11 protein-coding genes are annotated in these 18,333 nt (G+C 64.2%); 6 read left to right on the top strand and 5 right to left on the bottom strand.

Going from position 1 to position 18,333, the window contains the following annotated elements; genetic code table 11:
- Positions 1 to 371: 371 nt before the first annotated feature.
- Entirely contained in the window at positions 372 to 2,096 is a 1,725-nt protein-coding gene (locus FJ543_RS08375; RefSeq protein ID WP_140874669.1) for a heparinase II/III family protein, read from the top strand.
- Between the two features lie 104 nt (positions 2,097 to 2,200).
- Positions 2,201 to 3,817, top strand: coding sequence for a bifunctional phosphoribosylaminoimidazolecarboxamide formyltransferase/IMP cyclohydrolase (purH, locus tag FJ543_RS08370; protein WP_140616559.1), 1,617 nt, complete (start codon positions 2,201 to 2,203; stop codon positions 3,815 to 3,817).
- A gap of 40 nt (positions 3,818 to 3,857) precedes the next feature.
- Here purH and FJ543_RS08365 read toward each other — a convergent pair whose 3' ends face one another.
- The gene (locus FJ543_RS08365) at positions 3,858 to 5,231 is read right to left on the bottom strand and encodes an MFS transporter (RefSeq protein WP_140874668.1); all 1,374 of its coding nucleotides are present in this window, start codon (positions 5,229 to 5,231) and stop codon (positions 3,858 to 3,860) included.
- Positions 5,232 to 5,316: 85 nt separating this feature from the next.
- Positions 5,317 to 10,104, bottom strand: coding sequence for an NAD-glutamate dehydrogenase (locus tag FJ543_RS08360; protein WP_140874666.1), 4,788 nt, complete (start codon positions 10,102 to 10,104; stop codon positions 5,317 to 5,319).
- A 137-nt stretch (positions 10,105 to 10,241) separates the two neighbouring features.
- Between FJ543_RS08360 and FJ543_RS08355 the strand changes: the two genes are divergently transcribed.
- Positions 10,242 to 10,805, top strand: a complete 564-nt coding sequence (locus FJ543_RS08355) for a peroxidase-related enzyme (RefSeq protein ID WP_140662516.1) — start codon at positions 10,242 to 10,244, stop codon at positions 10,803 to 10,805.
- A gap of 141 nt (positions 10,806 to 10,946) precedes the next feature.
- Positions 10,947 to 12,767, top strand: coding sequence for an aromatic amino acid ammonia-lyase (locus FJ543_RS08350; protein ID WP_140874664.1), 1,821 nt, complete (start codon positions 10,947 to 10,949; stop codon positions 12,765 to 12,767).
- Positions 12,768 to 12,769: 2 nt separating this feature from the next.
- On the opposite strand, the gene FJ543_RS08345 is transcribed toward FJ543_RS08350, so the two are convergent.
- A complete protein-coding gene (locus FJ543_RS08345; RefSeq protein ID WP_140616554.1) occupies positions 12,770 to 13,381 on the bottom strand; it encodes a LysE family translocator in 612 nt (203 codons plus the stop codon).
- 437 nt (positions 13,382 to 13,818) lie between these two features.
- Between FJ543_RS08345 and FJ543_RS08340 the strand changes: the two genes are divergently transcribed.
- Positions 13,819 to 14,445: a DUF1062 domain-containing protein gene (locus FJ543_RS08340; protein ID WP_140874662.1), complete on the top strand. Its 627-nt coding sequence runs from the start codon at positions 13,819 to 13,821 to the stop codon at positions 14,443 to 14,445.
- 57 nt (positions 14,446 to 14,502) lie between these two features.
- Here FJ543_RS08340 and typA read toward each other — a convergent pair whose 3' ends face one another.
- Complete coding sequence (gene typA, locus FJ543_RS08335; RefSeq protein ID WP_015315136.1) at positions 14,503 to 16,332, bottom strand: translational GTPase TypA; 1,830 nt, start codon at positions 16,330 to 16,332, stop codon at positions 14,503 to 14,505.
- Between the two features lie 198 nt (positions 16,333 to 16,530).
- Here typA and FJ543_RS08330 point away from each other — a divergent pair, with 198 nt between their 5' ends.
- The gene (locus FJ543_RS08330; protein WP_140874660.1) at positions 16,531 to 16,812 is read left to right on the top strand and encodes a hypothetical protein; all 282 of its coding nucleotides are present in this window, start codon (positions 16,531 to 16,533) and stop codon (positions 16,810 to 16,812) included.
- Between the two features lie 193 nt (positions 16,813 to 17,005).
- On the opposite strand, the gene FJ543_RS08325 is transcribed toward FJ543_RS08330, so the two are convergent.
- The gene (locus tag FJ543_RS08325; RefSeq protein ID WP_181172862.1) at positions 17,006 to 18,289 is read right to left on the bottom strand and encodes an MFS transporter; all 1,284 of its coding nucleotides are present in this window, start codon (positions 18,287 to 18,289) and stop codon (positions 17,006 to 17,008) included.
- Positions 18,290 to 18,333: the final 44 nt, after the last annotated feature.

Below are 18,333 nucleotides of genomic sequence, written 5' to 3'. Positions count from 1 at the left end.
CCCTTCCTATGGATAGGAAACCGACCTCCATCTGCTCACGCCGTTTCAGCCGCGCATCCTGTTCGCGAGGCAATTGCGGCGGCTACCGATTCGATCTAACGGTCGCGACGAGGGTCCATATCGGCGATGCCTTCCGCGTTCCGCGGCCCTTTCGGGACCGCGAAAACTGCTGGCCCAGCGCGTTTGGCCGCCGCCGCAAGAAGACATAAGTCGCAGGAAAACCGGCTGTATGGCCCGGAAAAGACGTGACTTTTTTAGGGGCGACCCGGCCACGGCCCCGTTGCGCGCCTTACCGAGGCGAAATCCGCCTTCGCATAAGTTCTTGAATCATATAAGCTTGTGCTTGGGATAGAGGACGACCAGGAGGGGTTTTGGCACTTGCTGCCGGCAACACGACGCGTCTGTGGACGCTGGTCGCGAAGGAGTTCTGGCGCAAGACGCGCCGGCGCCTGCGCGCCGGGCCGATCTATCGCTGGCGCTATTCGGGCCGCACGCCCGAACGTGTCCTGATCGCACCGCCGGACCTGCGCCTCGCCGATCCGCAGATCGCGCTCGAGATCTACTACGGCCGTTATCCCCTGTCCGGCCACCTGGTCGAGACCGGCGGCAAATCCCCTTTCCAGATCAATGTCCCCAATCACGGTTGGCAGAAAACGCTGCATGGCTTCCGCTGGCTGCGCCATATGCGCGCCGCCGGCACCGAGCTTGCCGCCGCCAACGCCCGTGCCCTGGTTTCGGACTGGATCGCCATGCATGGCAATCATATTTCGGGCGTTGCCTGGGAGCCAGGCACGACGGCCAAACGCATCATTGCCTGGCTGCAGCACTCCTCCATCGTGCTGCAGGGTGCCGAGTTCCCCTTCTACCGCGCTTTCCTGAAATCGCTGGCCATGCAGATCCGCTATCTCAGGTCGATGGCGCGCGAAATGCCCGACGGCAAGGACCGGCTGCGCGCCCGCATCGCCCTGGCCTTCGCGGCGCTGTCCCTGCCGGCGCCGGCCTCGGCGCTGCGCGGCGCCACCCGCAACCTCGCCGGGGAACTCAATCGCCAGATCCTTGCCGACGGCGGTCACATCTCGCGCAATCCAATGGCGGTGCTGGAAATCCTCGCCGACCTCCTGCCGCTGCGCCAGACCTATGCCAACCAGGCCGAAGCGCCGCCGCAGGCGCTGATCGGTGCCATCGACCGCATGCTGCCGGCATTGCGTTTCTTCCGCCACCAGGACGGCAGCCTCGCCCGGTTCAACGGCATGGGCGCCACCATCCATGACCGCATCGCCACCATCCTGCGCCATGACGACACCGCCGGCGCACCGCTGCTGCATGCGCCGCATTCGGGCTATGAGCGGCTGGCGATGGGCGGCACCACCGTCATAGCCGATACCGGCCTGCCGCCACCGGTCGACGTGTCCAATGCAGCGCATGCCGGCTGCCTTGCCTTTGAACTGTCGTCGGGCCGCCAGCACTACATCGTCAATGCCGGCATCGACACCTACGGCGCCGCCGAGTTCCGGCCGCTGGCCCGCGCCACCGCCGCGCATTCGACGGCCACCATCAACGACACGTCTTCGGCGCGTTTCACCCACGCGCTGCGGGTAAACGACCAGTTGGGTTCACCGCTGATCGGCGGCCCGCAGCAAGTGCAGTGCAAGCGCATCGACCAGAAGGGCGTCCACGGCTTCATCGCCCGTCATGACGGCTATCTCCAGCGTTTCGGCTTCCTGCATGAGCGCGAGCTGAAACTCTCCTCGGACGGCAATGTGCTGGCGGGCCGGGACCGGTTCCAGCGGCCGGGCAGCACAGCGATCCGCAACAATGGCCGCGATTTCATCACCGTGCGCTTTCACATCCACCCCGACATCAATCTGCTGCAGGACGAGCAGGAGCGGCTGGTCCTGACCGGCGATCAGGCCGATACCTGGGTGTTCACCTCCAGCGAAGTGGTGCCCGAAGTTGAGGAATCGATCTATTTCGCCGGTCTTGGCGGTCCGCGCCGCAGCCGCCAGATCGTACTCGCCTTCAAGGCGTCCGAAATTGCCGATGTCCACTGGCAGCTGACCCGCACAAAGATCGCCGGTTATCCCGAAAACAATTGAGCTTGCGGCGGCAATGGCATGCCGCGAAAAAGCCAACGCTTGATTTCCGAGCCTCATGTGCTACGGCGCGGGCACGCTCCTCCAGACATGAAAGGCCGCCAGCCATGGCCGTTCCTGCCAAGAACATTCCCGCCCCGGACCTCGTTCCGGTCCGCCGTGCGCTGCTCTCCGTCTTCGACAAGACGGGCTTGATCGACTTTGCCAGGGCACTGGCCGCGGCCGGCGTCGAGCTGGTCTCCACCGGCGGCACGGCAAAAGCGATCGCCGAGGCCGGCATGGCGGTGCGCGACGTCTCCGAGCTCACCGGCTTCCCCGAGATCATGGATGGCCGCGTCAAGACGCTGCACCCGTCCGTGCATGGCGCGCTGCTTGGCGTGCGCGACGACCCCGAGCACGCATTGGCGATGCGCAAATACGGCATCGAGCCGATCGATCTCGTCGTCTCCAATCTTTACCCGTTCGAGGAAGTCCGCCGCTCCGGCGCCGACTACGCGGCGATCGTCGAGAACATCGACATTGGCGGCCCGGCGATGATCCGCGCCTCGGCCAAGAACCACGCCTATGTCGCCATCGTCACCGATCCCGGCGACTACGCCGCGGTGCTCAACGCGCTGGAGATGAACATCGGCTCTCTGTCGTTGGATTTCCGCAAGAAGCTGGCGGCGAAGGCCTTCGCCCGCACAGCCACCTACGATGCGGCGATCTCGGGCTGGTTCGCCGAGGCGCTGGAAATCGAGCATCCAACCTGGCGCGCTTTTGGCGGCAGGCTGGCCGAGGTGATGCGCTACGGCGAGAACCCGCACCAGGGCGCCGGCTTCTACGTCAATGGCGACAAACGGCCGGGCGTCGCCACGGCGCGGCAGTTGCAGGGCAAGCAGCTATCCTACAACAACATCAACGACACCGACGCCGCCTTCGAACTGGCCGGCGAATTCGATCCCAATCGCTCGGCCGCCGTCGCCATCATCAAGCACGCCAATCCGTGCGGCGTAGCCGAAGGCACATCGCTGAAAGCGGCCTACGCCAAGGCGCTCGCCTGCGATCCGGTCTCGGCCTTCGGCGGCATCGTCGCCTTGAACCGCACCCTTGACGCCGAGGCGGCCGAGGAAATCGTGAAAACCTTCACCGAGGTGATCATCGCGCCCGACGCGACCGACGAGGCCGCTGCAATCATAGCTGCCAAGAAGAATTTGCGCCTGCTGGTCACCAGCGGCCTGCCGGACCCGCGCACGGCCGGCACGACGGTCAAGTCGGTTTCAGGCGGCCTGCTGGTCCAAGGCCGCGACAATGCCGTGGTCGACGACCTCGAACTGAAGGTGGTGACGAAGCGCGCGCCGACGCCTAGTGAAATGGCCGATCTCAAATTCGCCTTCCGCGTCGCCAAGCACGTCAAGTCGAACGCCATCGTCTACGCCAAGGACGGCGCCACGGTCGGCATCGGCGCCGGCCAGATGAGCCGGGTCGATTCCTCGCGCATCGCCGCGCGAAAGGCGATCGACGCGGCGGAGGCGGCAGGCATGGCCGAGCCGTTGACCAAGGGCTCGGTGGTCGCGTCGGATGCCTTCTTCCCCTTCGCCGACGGCCTGCTGTCGGCCATCGAAGCCGGTGCCACCGCCGTGATCCAGCCGGGCGGTTCGATGCGCGACGACGATGTCATCGCCGCCGCCGACGAACATGGCATTGCCATGGTGTTCACAGGCATTAGGCATTTCAGGCACTAACCTGCCGCTCGGCGGCCAGTGGGGTGAATTATCGAAGCATCTACTCCGGCCGATCCGCCGGATACGGTGTGCGAACCAGGATCGCCATGCCAATGGCCAGGAACAAAATAATCGCCGCCATGCCAAGCCGGGCCGAGCCGCTGGTTGCGGTAATCGTCGCCACCATGAACGGCGCCAGGAAACTGGTCGCCCGACCGGCCAGCGCATAGATGCCGAAATAGCGACCGGATTCGGCTGCGGTCACGCTGCGCGCCATGTAGGAGCGCGACGAGGCCTGCACCGGCCCGAAGGCCAGGCCGATCAGCAGGCCGTACATGATGTAGGCCTTTTCGGCCGCCGTACCGAACAGGCCGCCTGAATCGGCGGTCGAAAGCTGGATCAGGCCGAGCAGCGTGAACCCAGGGCCGGTCGAGACCACGCCGATAGTGGCGATGGACAGCATGACCAGCGAAATCATCACCACCGCCTTGGAGCCCAGCGCGGTGTCCAGGCGGGCGGCGACCCAGCAGCCGAAGATGGCGACGATATTGAGGATGATGCCGAACATCCCGATCTCGGTGATCGACCAGTGGAACATGCCCGCCGCGAAGGTGCTGCCCAGCGCCAGCAAGGCATTGACGCCATCCTGGTAGATCATGCGGGCGACGAGAAAGCGGAAGATGCCGCCGCGCTTGCGCACCTCGGCCAGTGTCGATTTCAGCTCCGACAGGCCTTCGCGCACCGCCGGCCCGATCGGGATGCCCTTGATGGCGTCGGGCGTAAAGAAAAACATCGGCAGGATGAACAGGAAATACCAGCCGGCCGACAGCGGCCCGGTGGCGCGAGCGTCCTCGCCCAGTTGCGGATCGAGCCCGAACAGCGGGGTGATGCCGATGATCGTCTTGCCGGTCTCCGGCGAGCCGGCCAGGCAGGTGACGACGAAGATCAGTGCGATCATGCCGCCGAGATAGCCGAGGCCCCAGGCCACGTTGGAGATGCGGCCGATCTCGCTCTTCGGCACCAGCCGCGGCATCATGGAATCGTTGAAGACAGTGGAGAACTCCGCTGCCACCGAGGCCAGCGAGAACAGCGCCACGACCAGGAACAGGTTGGAACCCGGCGCGGCGAACCAGAGCAAGGTGAGACTGGTGATCTTGATCGCCGCGAAAAACGCGATCCACGGCTTGCGCGGCCCGGTCTGGTCGGCGATCGATCCGAGGATCGGCGATAGCACCGCGATGACCAGCCCGGCCGCGGCGATGCCATAACCCCAGACGGCCTGGCCAGTGGTTGGATCGCCCGCCATGCGCGAAACGAAATAGGGGCCGAAGATGAAGGTGGTGACGACCGTGAAGAACGGCTGCGCCGCCCAGTCGAAGAACATCCACCCCCAGATGCCGCGCCCGGATGCCCGCTGCACTGTCTCTACCGCCATAGTGATTCCCCCGGCGTCCGCTCCGCCCATTTCGGGCGCCATGTCTGCATGTTTCGAATGATCATGCAAACGGACAACCGCTGGCTCACATGCCCGTCAGATCGCTCATCAGCCCCGACGCAACCGACAGCCGCGACACGGTGATGTCGCCGCCCTCCGTCAACGCCTGCAGCCGTTCGCGGATGCGCGCCACCCGCTCGCCACCAGCTTCGAGCCAGGCCGCCACCGGATCGGCCGCCTCGGCATGGCCGGTAAGCGCGGCGATAGCGATGCCGCGCCGCGCCGCGCCGATCGTATCGGTGGCGCGGGACAGAGCGAGCTGGTCATAATAGTCCGATGGCGTGATCGAGCGCGCCGCATCCTCGACGCGCGGGATGCGGAAGGCATCGCTGACGGCGAAGAACGCCTTGGCCGCCGCGACGATATCGGCGCCGGCGGTGCGGGCCGTCAGCGCGACGTCGGGGATGAGCTCCGCCGCCTCGCTCATCGCCAGCTGCTCGGCCAGCTTTTCCGGTGCGCCCGCCTTGAACAGCCCGTGCCGCTTCTCCTCGATCCGCTCGCGCGAAAAAGCCGGCAGCAGCGAAACGAGCTTGGGCTCCAGCGCCTTGCGCGCATCCTGCAGTTCGGCGATGCGCTGGCCGAGCGGTGCCGTTCCGGCATCGTTCTTCAGATACCAGCCGCTGCTCATGTAGATAAGCCGGCTCACCATCTGATAGAGATCGAGTTGCACCTGGCCGTCGACCTGGTTGTCGAGCGCGTCGATCTCGCGATAGAGCGCAGGCAGCGCAAAGCCATCGCGCACCACGGCGAAGGTGCGCACTACATCTGCTGCGGTGCGCCCCGTCGCCTCCTGAAGCCGGTTGACGAAGGACGGCCCGCCGCGATTGACCAGATCGTTGGCGACGACACGCGCGATGATCTCGCGGCGCAACCGGTGGCCATGGATCTCGGAAGCGTATTTCTTCGCCATCCGGTCCGGGAAATAACCCATCAGGTCGCGGTCGAAATGCGCATCGTCAGGCACGTCGCTGGCGACGATGTCGGAAAACAGCACGATCTTGGCATAGGCGAGCAGCACGCCGAGCTCGGCCCGGGTCAACGGCTCGCCGCGCGCCTCGCGCTCGGCAAGCGCTGCCGGCGACGGCAGTGTTTCCACGACACGATCGAGCAGGCCACGTGCTTCCAGCGCCGTCATGAAGCGGCTCTGATGCGCAATGTCGGCGAGGCCGCGCTTGCGAGCGATCGAAAGCGCCAGCGTCTGCTGGTAGTTGTTGGACAGCACCAGCCCGCCGACCTCGTCGGTCATCTCGGCCAGCAGCTTGTTGCGCGCCGGCCGCGTCAGCGATCCCTTGCGCATTGCCGACGCCAGCGCGATCTTGATGTTGACCTCGACGTCGGAGCAGTTGACGCCGCCCGAATTGTCGATCGCATCGGAGTTGCAGCGGCCGCCATTCATGCCGAACTCGATGCGCGCCCGCTGCGTCACACCCAGGTTGGCGCCCTCGCCGATCACCTTGGCGCGCACGTCGAGCGCCGTGATGCGGATGGCGTCGTTGGCGCGGTCGCCGACCTCGGCATTGGTCTCGGTCGATGCCCTGAGATACGTGCCGATGCCGCCGAACCACAAGAGGTCGACCGGCGCCTTGAGGATGGCGGTCATGATCTCGACCGGCGTGGCGGTCGTCTTGGCAAGTCCGATCGCCGCCGCCGCGGCAGCCGGCAAGGTGATCGATTTCTGGCTGCGCGAAACGATGACGCCGCCATCCGACAGCTTGGTCTTGTCATAGTCCTGCCAGCTCGAACGCGGCAGCGCGAACATGCGCTCGCGCTCTGCCATCGAGGCCGCCATGTCGGGATCGGGATCGATGAAGATGTCGCGATGGTCGAAAGCGGCGATCAGCCGCGTTTTCGGCGACAACAGCATGCCGTTGCCGAACACGTCGCCCGACATGTCGCCGACGCCCACGACAGAGAAGGGCGAGGTCTGGATGTCTCGGTTCATCTCGCGGAAATGCCGCTTGACCGCTTCCCAGGCGCCCTTGGCGGTGATGCCCATCTTCTTGTGGTCGTAGCCGGCCGAACCACCGCTGGCGAAGGCATCGTCGAGCCAGAAGCCGTGCTTTTCGGAGATGGCGTTGGCGGTGTCGGAGAAGGTTGCCGTGCCCTTGTCGGCGGCGACGACGAAATAAGGATCGTCCTGGTCGCGGCGCACGACACCTGCCGGTGGAATGACGCCGTCCAGGCCGATATTGTCCGTGATCGAGAGCAGGCTGGAAACGAAGTTCTTGTAAGCCGATGTGCCGGCCTCGAAGATCGCGTCGCGTCCGGCGCTCATCGGCAGTTTCTTGGGATAGAAGCCGCCCTTGGCGCCGACCGGCACGATGACGGCGTTCTTGACCTGTTGCGCCTTGACCAGGCCGAGCACCTCGGTGCGATAGTCCTGGGCGCGGTCGGACCAGCGCAAGCCGCCACGCGCAACCGGGCCGAAGCGCAGGTGCAGGCCTTCGACCTCCGAGCCGTAGACGAAAATTTCACGCCATGGCCGCGGCGCCGGCAATCCCTCGACCGCCTGCGACTCGAGCTTGATCGCCAGCGACTGGCCTTTTTCTTTCGTATCGGCAACGAAATGATTGGTGCGCAGCGAGGCTTCGATCAAATTGAGGTAGCGGCGGATGATGGTGTCGTCATCAATGTTGGGCACATCCTCCAGCGCATCCTTGATCTTGGCCTTGAGGTGCTTTGCCGCCACCACGCCTTCGGTTTCGGCCGTCGGGCCGAGCCGGGCGATGAACAGCGCGTGCAGGCCGCGCGCGATCTCGGGATAGCGGTTGAGTGCGGCGGCGATGAAATCCTGGCTCTGCGGGATGCCGACCTGCTGCAGGTAACGGCCATAGGCACGCAGGATGGTAATCTCGCCCGACCACAGGCCGGCGGTCTGGGCGAGGCCGTTATAGCCGTCATTGTCGACGTCGCCCCGCCACACCGACAGGAAAGCGTCCTCGAACAGCGCGCCGCCGTCGGCGAGGTCGATCGGCTTGCCGTAGCTGTTCTCCAGTTCCATGTCGTGGATGAAGACCAGGCCCGACTGGTCGTCGCCGACTTCGAAAGTCCGCTCGCTGATGACGCGGAAGCCGATGTTCTCTAGCACCGGAACGCGCCGCGACAGTGCCACCGGGCTGCCATGGTGATAGATCTTCAGCGCCGCCTGGTGCGGCTTCTGCTCGGCATGGCGGTAATAATCGATGGCGATCGGATTGCCGGCGCTGATCTTGGCGATTCGTCCGGCATCGGCCAGCGCCACGCCAGCGCTGAACGTATCCCGGTAGCTCTCTGGCAGCCGCGCGGCGATGGCTTTCAACGCCGGGTCGCTGCCGCTGGCTTCGGCCGCATCGGCAAGCGCATCTTCCCAGGTGCGCACGATGTCGCGGATCGCCGCCTCTATCGTCGCCTGCTCGACCTTCGGCGTCTTGCCGCCGGAGCGGCCGATGATGAAGTGCACGCGCGCCAGCCCGCCTTCCGGGAAAGCCGGGTAATAGGCCGACAGCCGGCCCTCGAACGCGGTTTTCAGATAGGTGCCGATCTTCTCGCGCACGACGCTGTCGTAGCGGTCGCGCGGCACGAAGACGAGGATCGAGACGAAACGGTCGAACTGGTCGACGCGCACCAGCGCCCGCACGCGCGGCCGCTCGACCAGGCCCAGAATGGCAGCGGCATGCTTGCGCAGGATCGGCACCGGAACCTGGAACAGCTCGTCGCGCGGATAGCTTTCCAGCACGTTGATCAGCGCCTTGCCGGAGTGGTCGTGACGGTCGAACCCCGACTTGGCGATGATGGTTTCGGCCTTGGACCTGAGATACGGGATCTTCATCACCGAGCGTGTGTATGCGGTCGAGGTGAACAGGCCGACGATGCGCAGTTCGCCCGCCAACGTGCCTTTGGCGCTGTAGGTCTTGACGCCGATGTAATCGAGATAGATGCGCCGGTGCACCAGCGACTTGGCATTGGCCTTGGTGACGATCAGCGGCTCCGGTCCGTGCAGGAAAGCGCGGATTTCCGGCGTCGTCGTCACCGCCTCGGTGCCGCGTCTCAGCACCAGCACGTCCGGGTCGGTCAGGATGCCGAGGCCGGGTTTTTCTGCCCGCTCCAGATTGCCGCTTTCCTCGCCGCCGGTGTATTTGAATTCACGCATGCCAAGGAAAGTGAAATTGTCGTCGCGCAGCCACTCCAGGAAGGCGATCGCCTCGGCGACGCTCTTCTTGTCGAGCGGCACCGCCGAATAGCGGAATTCGGAAATGGCCTGATCGAGCCGGGCCAGCATCGGCCGCCAGTCGTTCACGGCGGCATGCACCTGGCCGAGCATCTTGCGCAGCCGCTCGGTCAAGCCATTTGCTTGTTCGGGCGTCAGCCGGGGAATATGGACATGGATCACGCTCAGCCGGTCGTGGCTGCCGTCATCCCTGGCGAAATTGCCATCGCCGAGGATTTCGTCGACACCCGTCTTGCCATGGCGGACCGTAATCACCGGATGGGTGACCAGGGTCGGTTCACCGGCGGTTTCTGTAACCTCGCCGAGGATGGAATCGAACAGGAACGGCATGTTGTCGTTGACGACCGTGATGACGGTCACCGGGCGGCCTTCGCGAACCACGCCCGAATCGGCTTCGACGGCGACGACGCACTCACCCTTTTTGTGGGCGGCGACCGCCTGGCCGGCGAGATCGGCGGCACGCTCGAGGTCGGCCACGTCATAGGCGGCGATATCCTCCGCCGGCGCGCGGGCGAGCAGGTAATCGGCGAGCCTGGCCGGCCTGTCATCGGCCTTTGCCGCAGGTGCCTTCTTCCTCGACTTAGCTGCGGATTTTACGCTGGCCATGACGCTTCTTCCCTCCCGTCGCATGCTTTTGCGACTATGGTAGCAGATGACCGCTGTTTGGCGACAAAGGTTTGACGGCTTGCCAAGAATTCTCGGAATTCGGCGGCAAGGCTTCGATGACGAGGAGAAATGACACGATGACCGGCAAAATCACCGCGCTAGACCTGGCCGCCGGAGAGCTGAGCGAGCCGACAAAAGCCTATTTCGCCAAATGCGAGGAAAAGCTCGGCCTCGTCCCCAACGTGCTCAAGGCCTATGCCTTCGACGACAAGAAGCTGCGCGCCTTCACCGACATGTACAATGATTTGATGCTGGGTGAGTCCGGCCTGTCGAAGCTGGAACGCGAGATGATCGCGGTCGCCGTCTCCTCCATCAACCACTGCTACTACTGCTTGACCGCGCATGGCGCGGCGGTGCGCCAGCTCTCGGGCGATCCCCTGCTTGGTGAGATGATGGTGATGAATTTCCGCGCCGCCGACCTTTCGCCGAAGCAAACGGCAATGCTCGACTTCGCCGTCAAGCTGACCGAGGAGCCGGCCAGGATCGTCGAGGCCGATCGCGCGGCCCTGCGCCAGGCAGGCTTCAGCGATCGCGACATCTGGGATATCGCCTCGACCGCGGCCTTCTTCAACATGTCGAACCGTGTCGCGGCCGCGATCGACATGCGGCCGAACGACGAATACCATGCCATGGCGCGATAGGGCCACGCGCGTTCCACCATCGGTCCTAATTCGCATCAAGCGTTGACAGGCGAATGCCGCCGGCTAGTTTTCCGGGAAACAAAATTTCCGAGGGGTGAACTTGATGCCCGAGGCCAACGCTTCGTGAATGGGAGTCCCCCTATGCTTGATGCAATTGCCAAACCCGGGGTTTTTCTCCGCGCCCTGACCATGACGCTGGCGCTTGCCACTCCACCCGCCCACGCCTTCGAGGCGGTGACAGCCTACCAGCCCATTTTCGAGACAGCCGCGGCCAAGACGATAACGCTGACTGGCCATGACCTGACCGTCGAACAGGTCATCGACATCGCTCGCAACGGCGCCAAGGTCGAGCTCAGCCCCGAGGCGCTGCAACGTTCGGCGGACGCTTATGGCCTGCTGCTCGAAGGTGCTGCCGAAGGTGTCACCATCTACTGGTTCAACCGTGGCGCCGGCGACCAGCGCGAGACGGTGATCTTCTCGGGCGATCCGACGACGCCGGAAAACAGTAAGCTGCTCAAGGATCAGCAGCTCGCCCGCTTCAAGGGCGGCGTCAACAGAGGCTACGGGCCGGAGCTGCAGGAAGAAGCGCTGGTACGCGCCATCATGGCGATCCGCGCCAACACCATGTCCTACGAGGCTGCCAGCCCGCAGCTGACGCATATGCTGGTCGACATGCTGAACAAGCGGGTGACGCCGGTCGTGCAATCGCGCGGCACGCTCGGCGAAGGCGACCTCGCGACGCTGGGCAATATCGGCGCGGCCATGGTCGGGGAAGGCGAAGCCTATCTCGATGGCGTCCGCATGCCGGCCACACAGGCCCTTTCGCAGGCCGGTCTGAAGCCTCTCGAGCCTTTCGCCGCCGACCAGGCCGCGCTGATCAGCACCAACGCCTACGCACAGGCACAGGCCGTGCTTTTGCTGGAGGACGCCCGAAAACTGCTGGAGTGGACCGACCTCAGCTACGCCATGGGGCTGAACGGCATGAATTCCAGCGTGACGCCGATTTCCGCACCCGTGCAATCCATGCGGCCTTACCCATGGCTGACATGGGATGCCGCGCGGGTCATGGACATGATCAAGGGCAGCTATCTCTTCGACGAGGATCAGGCCCGCATCATCCAGGATCCGGAAAGCATGCGCGCCTCCAGCCAGCGCCAGGGCTCGGCCTGGCAGGCCTGGGCGGATCTGCGCCAATCCGTGCTGCTCTCCATCAATTCGTCGGATCACAATCCGGCCGTGCTGCCGGGCCTGACGCCGCAGAGCTCGCCGGAGCTGAGCACGCCGCAATTCATGAAATATTATATCAAGGGCGGGCCGCTGAGCGGCGGCAAGTCCGGCTATATCTTCTCCAACGCCAACTGGGATCCCTATCCCATGGCCAATCAGGTCGAGGCTTTCACCATCTCTCTCACCAATCTCGGTGTCGCGGTGGCGCAGCGCATCGAGCGCTTCCGCAATCCCTTCTTTACCGTGATCAAGCCGATCGATGTGCTGAAGCCCGACGAGCGCAAGGACATCCCGACCTTCGATGGCTATCTGCCGACCGATCTCTGGCAGGAACTGGCCGACCTCGGCACGCCGGTGACGCCGAATGGCCAGGCGATCGTCGCCACCGTCGAGGATCTGGAAGGGCAGACCCGCATCAAGACGCAACGCGCCCGCGAGGCGGTCGACATATCCTTCCATCTCTTGGCGCAGGACCTGTTGACGGCAAGCTATTGGATGGAAATCCGCAAAGCGCAGAACCCGCAGCGGAAATTCGGCGAGGCGCCAACCGCGGCGCTCGAGGCGCTGCGCCAGGTGATCCCCTGGCACCAGGCGGCATCGGAACGGCAAAAGCGGCCGCTCGGCATGGTCGCCTACGATTTCATGCAGGAGAACCCGGCCTCGAAATTCTATTCCGGCGGACCGCAGGCGCCGAAGGCGGCCGCCATGCCTGCGGCCGGCGTCTTGCCCAGATAGCCTTACCGCGCCGCGATGGCCGCCGCCGCACCGGCCATCGTCGTGGCGCTGACGCGGTTGGCGATCTTCATGGCGCGCTTGCTCCTGAGGAGCTTGCGCGCCTGCGAGGCGGCGAGCACCCAGGCGAGATCGATGGCGATCAGCACCACCGCCATGGTCGCCGTCAGTTCGACCCAGCCGACGAGACTGACCGAAGCGAGGTCGATGATGGTCGGCAACAGCGCCAGGTAAAACATCATGATCTTGGGATTGCCGAGCGTGACGGCCATGCCGGCGAAAAAAAGCTTGCCGGCCGAATCCTCACGCGGCATCTCGCCCTCCTTGGCGTCGACAGGCGCCGTCCACATCTTCCAGGCGAGATAGGCCAGGTAGAGAACGCCGATCCATTTCACAACGACGAAAGCGAAATGGAAGGTCTGCGCCACCACGGCCAGCCCAAACACCGCCAGCGACAGCCAGATGCCTTCGCCAATCCACATGGCAAGCAGGAACGGAAACACATCGCGAAACCCCTTCGAGATAACGCGCGCGACAAGCGCCGCGATCGATGGGCCAGGCGAACCGGCGGCCACGAACAAGGCGGCGGCGAAAATCAGCAGCGAGGCGAGGTGCATGGCAAGGGTCTCCGCGTCAGGGCTTCACCAACCACAATAACCCGACAGCTGCGTCTCTGGCAAAGGCAAGACAATATGGGCCATGGGCGCCGACCCCTACGGCGTGACTTGCGGAGCCCCTTGCAGCCCCAGCGTCACGCCGCTAGAAGGGCCGCCGCGAAACAATTTCGAGCTTCACTTTGCCCCAGTAACCACCGGTCTCGTCAACTCCCCCGACACACCTGCATGGCGCTGCATCAGCGGTGCCTGTTTGTTTTTGATGTGTTCCTCTGGGCGGCGGTTCGAGACCGGTTTGGCACTGCTGAACCGCTGTCGCTCGGCTTACCGCCAGCGACACCTGATGTCACAATCTCCGCAGCCACCCGCCACGCCGCGCCCGCATGGGCATCTCGATAGCGCCGACCGGATGAACTTCCCAACGGGAAGGACTTACCGGCATGTCTTGCGCCCTGCGCGTCCACTGGACGATCGCGCCTGAAATCGCACCACGACCCCTGATCAACTGCAATCGCTGTGGCTTCGTGAAAGCCTACCGCTGCAGCGAGAAATTCCGCGTCAACGCCAACGGCAAGCGCATCGACGTGTGGCTGATCTATCGCTGCGTCGACTGCGACAATTCCTGGAATTTCGGCATTTTCGAGCGCTGCAACCGGCGCGATATCGCGCCGGCACTGCTGGCGGCGCTCGAAAGCAATGATCCGGCACTGGTCCGGAGCCATGCCTTCGACATCGTCGCCCTGCGCAACCAGGTGGGACGCGTCGAAGAGTTCCCTGACGTCGTCGTGCGCAAGCAGGTGATCGGCGGGATTAAGCAAGGCGCGACGGTGCTGGATCTCCGGCTTGGTCTGGAAATACCGGTATCGTTGAGGCTCGACCGGCTGCTTGCCAACGAACTCGGCATCTCGCGGTCGCGCCTTCGGGCGCTGGACGAGCGGAGGCTGCTGACCATCGAGCCGGATGGAGCAAAGGCCCTGCGCAAACCGGTCCGAGAGGGAGCGACAATCCGCATCGATCTCGCCAGCGAGCCCGACCGGCGGACCATCATCTCGGCCGCTGGTGGATGAACGAAAGAGGGCGGAGAACAAGTGCTCCGCCCTCTCAAACTCTCGGAAAGGGAAACTTTACGCCGCGCCGACCGCCTTCGACGACTTCTCGAAACGCTTGCGCTCGTTCGGGTCGAGATAGAGTTTGCGCAGGCGAATGGTCTTCGGCGTCACCTCGACCAGTTCGTCGTCCTGGATCCAGGCCAGCGCGCGCTCCAGCGTCATGCGGATCGGCGGGGTGAGCTTGACCGCCTCGTCCTTGCCGGCGGCGCGGATGTTGGTCAGCTTCTTGCCCTTCAGCACGTTCACTTCGAGATCGTTGTCCCGGCTGTGGATACCGATGATCATGCCCTGATAGACCTTGACGCCGGGATCGATGACCATCGGACCGCGATCTTCAAGGTTCCACATGGCGTAAGCCACCGACTCGCCCTGTTCGTTGGAGATCAGCACGCCGTTGGTGCGGCCAGGCAACTCGCCCTTGTAGGGCTCGTAGGCATGGAACAGCCGGTTCATCACGGCGGTGCCACGCGTATCGGTCAACAGTTCCGACTGGTAGCCGATCAGGCCGCGCGTCGGCGCATGGAAGACGATGCGCTGGCGGTTGCCGCCCGAGGGACGCAGCTCGACCATTTCGGCCTTGCGTTCCGACATCTTCTGCACGACGACACCGGCATGCTCCTCGTCGACGTCGATGACGACTTCCTCGACCGGCTCCAGCAATTCGCCATTCTCGCCCTTCTGCATGACGACGCGCGGACGCGAGACGGCGATCTCGAAACCTTCGCGGCGCATGGTCTCGATCAGGACGGCGAGCTGCAATTCGCCGCGGCCGGAAACGAAGAACGAATCCTTGTCGGGCGATTCTTCGATTTTCAGCGCGACATTGCCTTCGGCCTCGCGCAGCAGACGGTCACGGATGACGCGACTGGTCACCTTGTCGCCTTCGGTGCCGGCCAACGGGCTGTCGTTGACGAGGAAGGACATGGTCACGGTCGGCGGATCGATAGGCTGTGCATGCAGCGCCTCGGTCACCGCCAGGTCGCAGAACGTGTCGGCGACGGTGCCCTTGGACAGGCCAGCGATGGCGACGATGTCACCCGCCTGCGCTTCTTCGATCGGCTGACGCTCGAGGCCGCGGAAAGCGAGAATCTTTGAAATGCGGCCGGTCTCGATCTGGGTGCCGTCATTGTGCAGCACCTTGACCGCCTGGTTGGACTTCAGCGTGCCGCTCTCGATGCGGCCGGTGATGATGCGGCCGAGGAACGGGTTTGCTTCCAGGATAGTGCCGATCATGCGGAACGGGCCGGGATGAACGGTGGGCGCCGGCACATGCTTGATGACGAGGTCGAACAGCGGCGCAAGCTGCTGGTCCTTCGGGCCTTCCGGATTTTCCGACACCCAGCCGTCGCGGCCCGAACCATAGAGGATCGGGAAGTCGAGCTGCTCGTCGGTGGCGTCGAGCGCGGCGAACAGGTCGAACACCTCGTTGACCACCTCGACATGGCGCGCGTCCGGCCGGTCGATCTTGTTGATGACGACGATCGGCCTCAAGCCGACCTTGAGCGCCTTGCCGACCACGAACTTGGTCTGCGGCATCGGGCCTTCGGCGGCGTCGACCAGCACGATGGCCGAATCCACCATCGACAGGATGCGCTCGACCTCACCGCCGAAATCGGCGTGACCGGGCGTGTCGACGATGTTGATGCGCGTGTCCTTCCAGTCGACCGAGGTCGCCTTGGCCAGGATGGTGATGCCGCGTTCCTTTTCGAGATCGTTGGAATCCATGGCGCGCTCGGCGACGCGCTGGTTGTCGCGGAAGGAGCCGGACTGTTTCAAAAGCTGGTCGACCAGGGTGGTCTTTCCATGGTCGACGTGCGCGATGATCGCGATATTACGGAGGTTCATGATTCTGGTCTCGGAAGCGTTGCAGGCAGCAGGCCAAGGGCGCTGCCTCTTTCGGTTGCGCGGCTCATACAGGGTTTTTCGCAGTTGCGAAAGGGGACGCGCGACACCAAATACTCATCAAATCTTAAGCATCTGCGTGTGAAATGATTTTGTTAACCAAGGCGGGAACCTTTTCAGGGCCCGGACAGTTCGAACGTGATGACCGATAGACTCAACCGATTTTGGCCGCTTATCGCTTCCGCCGCCTTTGCGATGCTGCTGGCGGCCAACGCCGCGCAGTCGGCCGCGACGCTGGAGGAAACGCGCCCTGTCCTGCCGGCTGATGCGCCTTCCGCACAACAGGCCTTTGCCGACGCGCCCGACGGCGTCGACCCCGTGGTGACCGGGCCGGTCAGTGCCGCCTTCAAGCAGAGACAGGCGAGCGCCAACTGCGACGCGGCGGTCTGGCCCAACATTCCAATGGTCTGCTACCCCGACTGACCGTTCGCGCCCGTTCTTACACGCTGAGGTGTGTTGAGATTCAGGTCAGGCCGGGCCGAAAATAATGGTTTTCGAGAATCCGAGCGGAGCGTACATTTTGTACGTGAGCTCCGTTCTACTGCGACGCAGTAGAACGGAGAAGCGCAGGAATCCGCCGTTTGCAGGCCGGCCTCACCTGAATTATCGACGCGCCTCAAGCCGCCTGCGGTTCGGGATCGAAGGCCGGCCGGCTGGTGTTGATCAGGAGCGAAATACAAGCCGCCGCGATCGCCGTCATGCCGGCAATCAGGAACGCCAGTTCGTAGTTGCCCTGCAGTTCGCGCATGGTGCCGCCGAAGGCAGCAGCGGTGGCGGCACCCACCTGATGGCCGGCCACGATCCAGCCGAACACGATCGGCCCGCTGCGGTCGCCGAAGGCTTCGTTGGCGAGCCTTAAAGTCGGCGGCACGGTGGCGATCCAGTCGAGGCCATAGAGCACCGCGAAGATGATCAGGCTGGTTGCCGAGAAACCTGAATAGGGCAAATAGATCAGCGACAGGCCACGGATGGCATAGTAGACGCCGAGCAGCTTGCGCGGATCGTAGCGGTCGGTGAGCCAACCGGACAGCGTGGTGCCGATCAGGTCGAAAATGCCCATCATCGACAACAGGCCGGCGGCCTGCACCTCGCCGATGCCCATGTCGCCGCAGAAGGCGATCAGATGGGTGCCGACCAGCCCGTTGGTGGTGAAGCCACAGACGAAGAAGGTGGCGAACAGGTACCAGAAAACCCGCGTGCCAGCGGCGCGGCGCAGCGTGCTGAGCGTATGCGCCAGGAAATTGCCCTGTGACGCGGGCGAAGTCGGCGGCACATCATCCGCCTCGGCGCCATAACGCACCATGCCAATCGAGGCCGGGCGCTCCGGCACCAGCAACCAGACCAGAGGGATCAACGCCGCGGTGGCGATCGCGACAGCGATGACGACAGGCTGCCAGCCGCCTGTCTGGGCGAGCGAGGCGATCAGCGGCAGGAAAATCAGCATGCCGGTGGCGCTGGAGGCCGACATCAGCCCCATGACAAGACCGCGATTGGTCTTGAACCAGCGGTTGACGATGGTGGCGCCAAGGACGCTGGCGACAGCGCCGGATCCGATGCCGGAAAAAACGCCCCAGGTGATGAACAGATGCCATGGCTTGGTCATCAGCAGGCTGAGCGTGGTCGAAGCCGACATCACCACCAGCGACGCCAGCAGCGTGCGGCGCAGCCCGATGCGTTCCATGAGCGCCGCGGCGAACGGACCGGTCAGCCCATAGAGCAGGATGCCGACGCCCGCGGCCAGCGAAATGACGTCGCGCCGCCAGCCGAAGCTGTTTTCGAGCGGCAGCATCATGACTGAAGGCGCCGAGCGCAGGCCGGCCGCGATCAGCAGGCAGAGGAAGATGACGCCCACCACCACGAAAGCGTAGCGCTGGCCAAAGGGACGGGATTGAGCTATCATGTTACTGACCGGTACGTTGCAAGGTAGGAGCATGTATACGTACC

The sequence above is a fragment of the Mesorhizobium sp. B2-5-7 genome, from assembly GCF_006440875.1.
Classification (GTDB): Bacteria; Pseudomonadota; Alphaproteobacteria; order Rhizobiales; family Rhizobiaceae; genus Mesorhizobium; species Mesorhizobium australicum.
This window is presented reverse-complemented; position numbering and strand designations above follow the sequence as displayed.

Excerpts from the sequence above, each read along its gene's own strand:
- FJ543_RS08350 (WP_140874664.1), top strand. The coding sequence starts at position 10,947 with ATGCTTGATGCAATTGCCAAACCCGGGGTTTTTCTCCGCGCCCTGACC.
- FJ543_RS08330 (WP_140874660.1), top strand. The coding sequence starts at position 16,531 with ATGACCGATAGACTCAACCGATTTTGGCCGCTTATCGCTTCCGCCGCC.
- purH (WP_140616559.1), top strand. The coding sequence starts at position 2,201 with ATGGCCGTTCCTGCCAAGAACATTCCCGCCCCGGACCTCGTTCCGGTC.
- FJ543_RS08340 (WP_140874662.1), top strand. The coding sequence starts at position 13,819 with ATGTCTTGCGCCCTGCGCGTCCACTGGACGATCGCGCCTGAAATCGCA.
- FJ543_RS08360 (WP_140874666.1), bottom strand. The coding sequence starts at position 10,104 with ATGGCCAGCGTAAAATCCGCAGCTAAGTCGAGGAAGAAGGCACCTGCG.
- typA (WP_015315136.1), bottom strand. The coding sequence starts at position 16,332 with ATGAACCTCCGTAATATCGCGATCATCGCGCACGTCGACCATGGAAAG.
- FJ543_RS08345 (WP_140616554.1), bottom strand. The coding sequence starts at position 13,381 with ATGCACCTCGCCTCGCTGCTGATTTTCGCCGCCGCCTTGTTCGTGGCC.
- FJ543_RS08355 (WP_140662516.1), top strand. The coding sequence starts at position 10,242 with ATGACCGGCAAAATCACCGCGCTAGACCTGGCCGCCGGAGAGCTGAGC.
- FJ543_RS08325 (WP_181172862.1), bottom strand. The coding sequence starts at position 18,289 with ATGATAGCTCAATCCCGTCCCTTTGGCCAGCGCTACGCTTTCGTGGTG.
- FJ543_RS08365 (WP_140874668.1), bottom strand. The coding sequence starts at position 5,231 with ATGGCGGTAGAGACAGTGCAGCGGGCATCCGGGCGCGGCATCTGGGGG.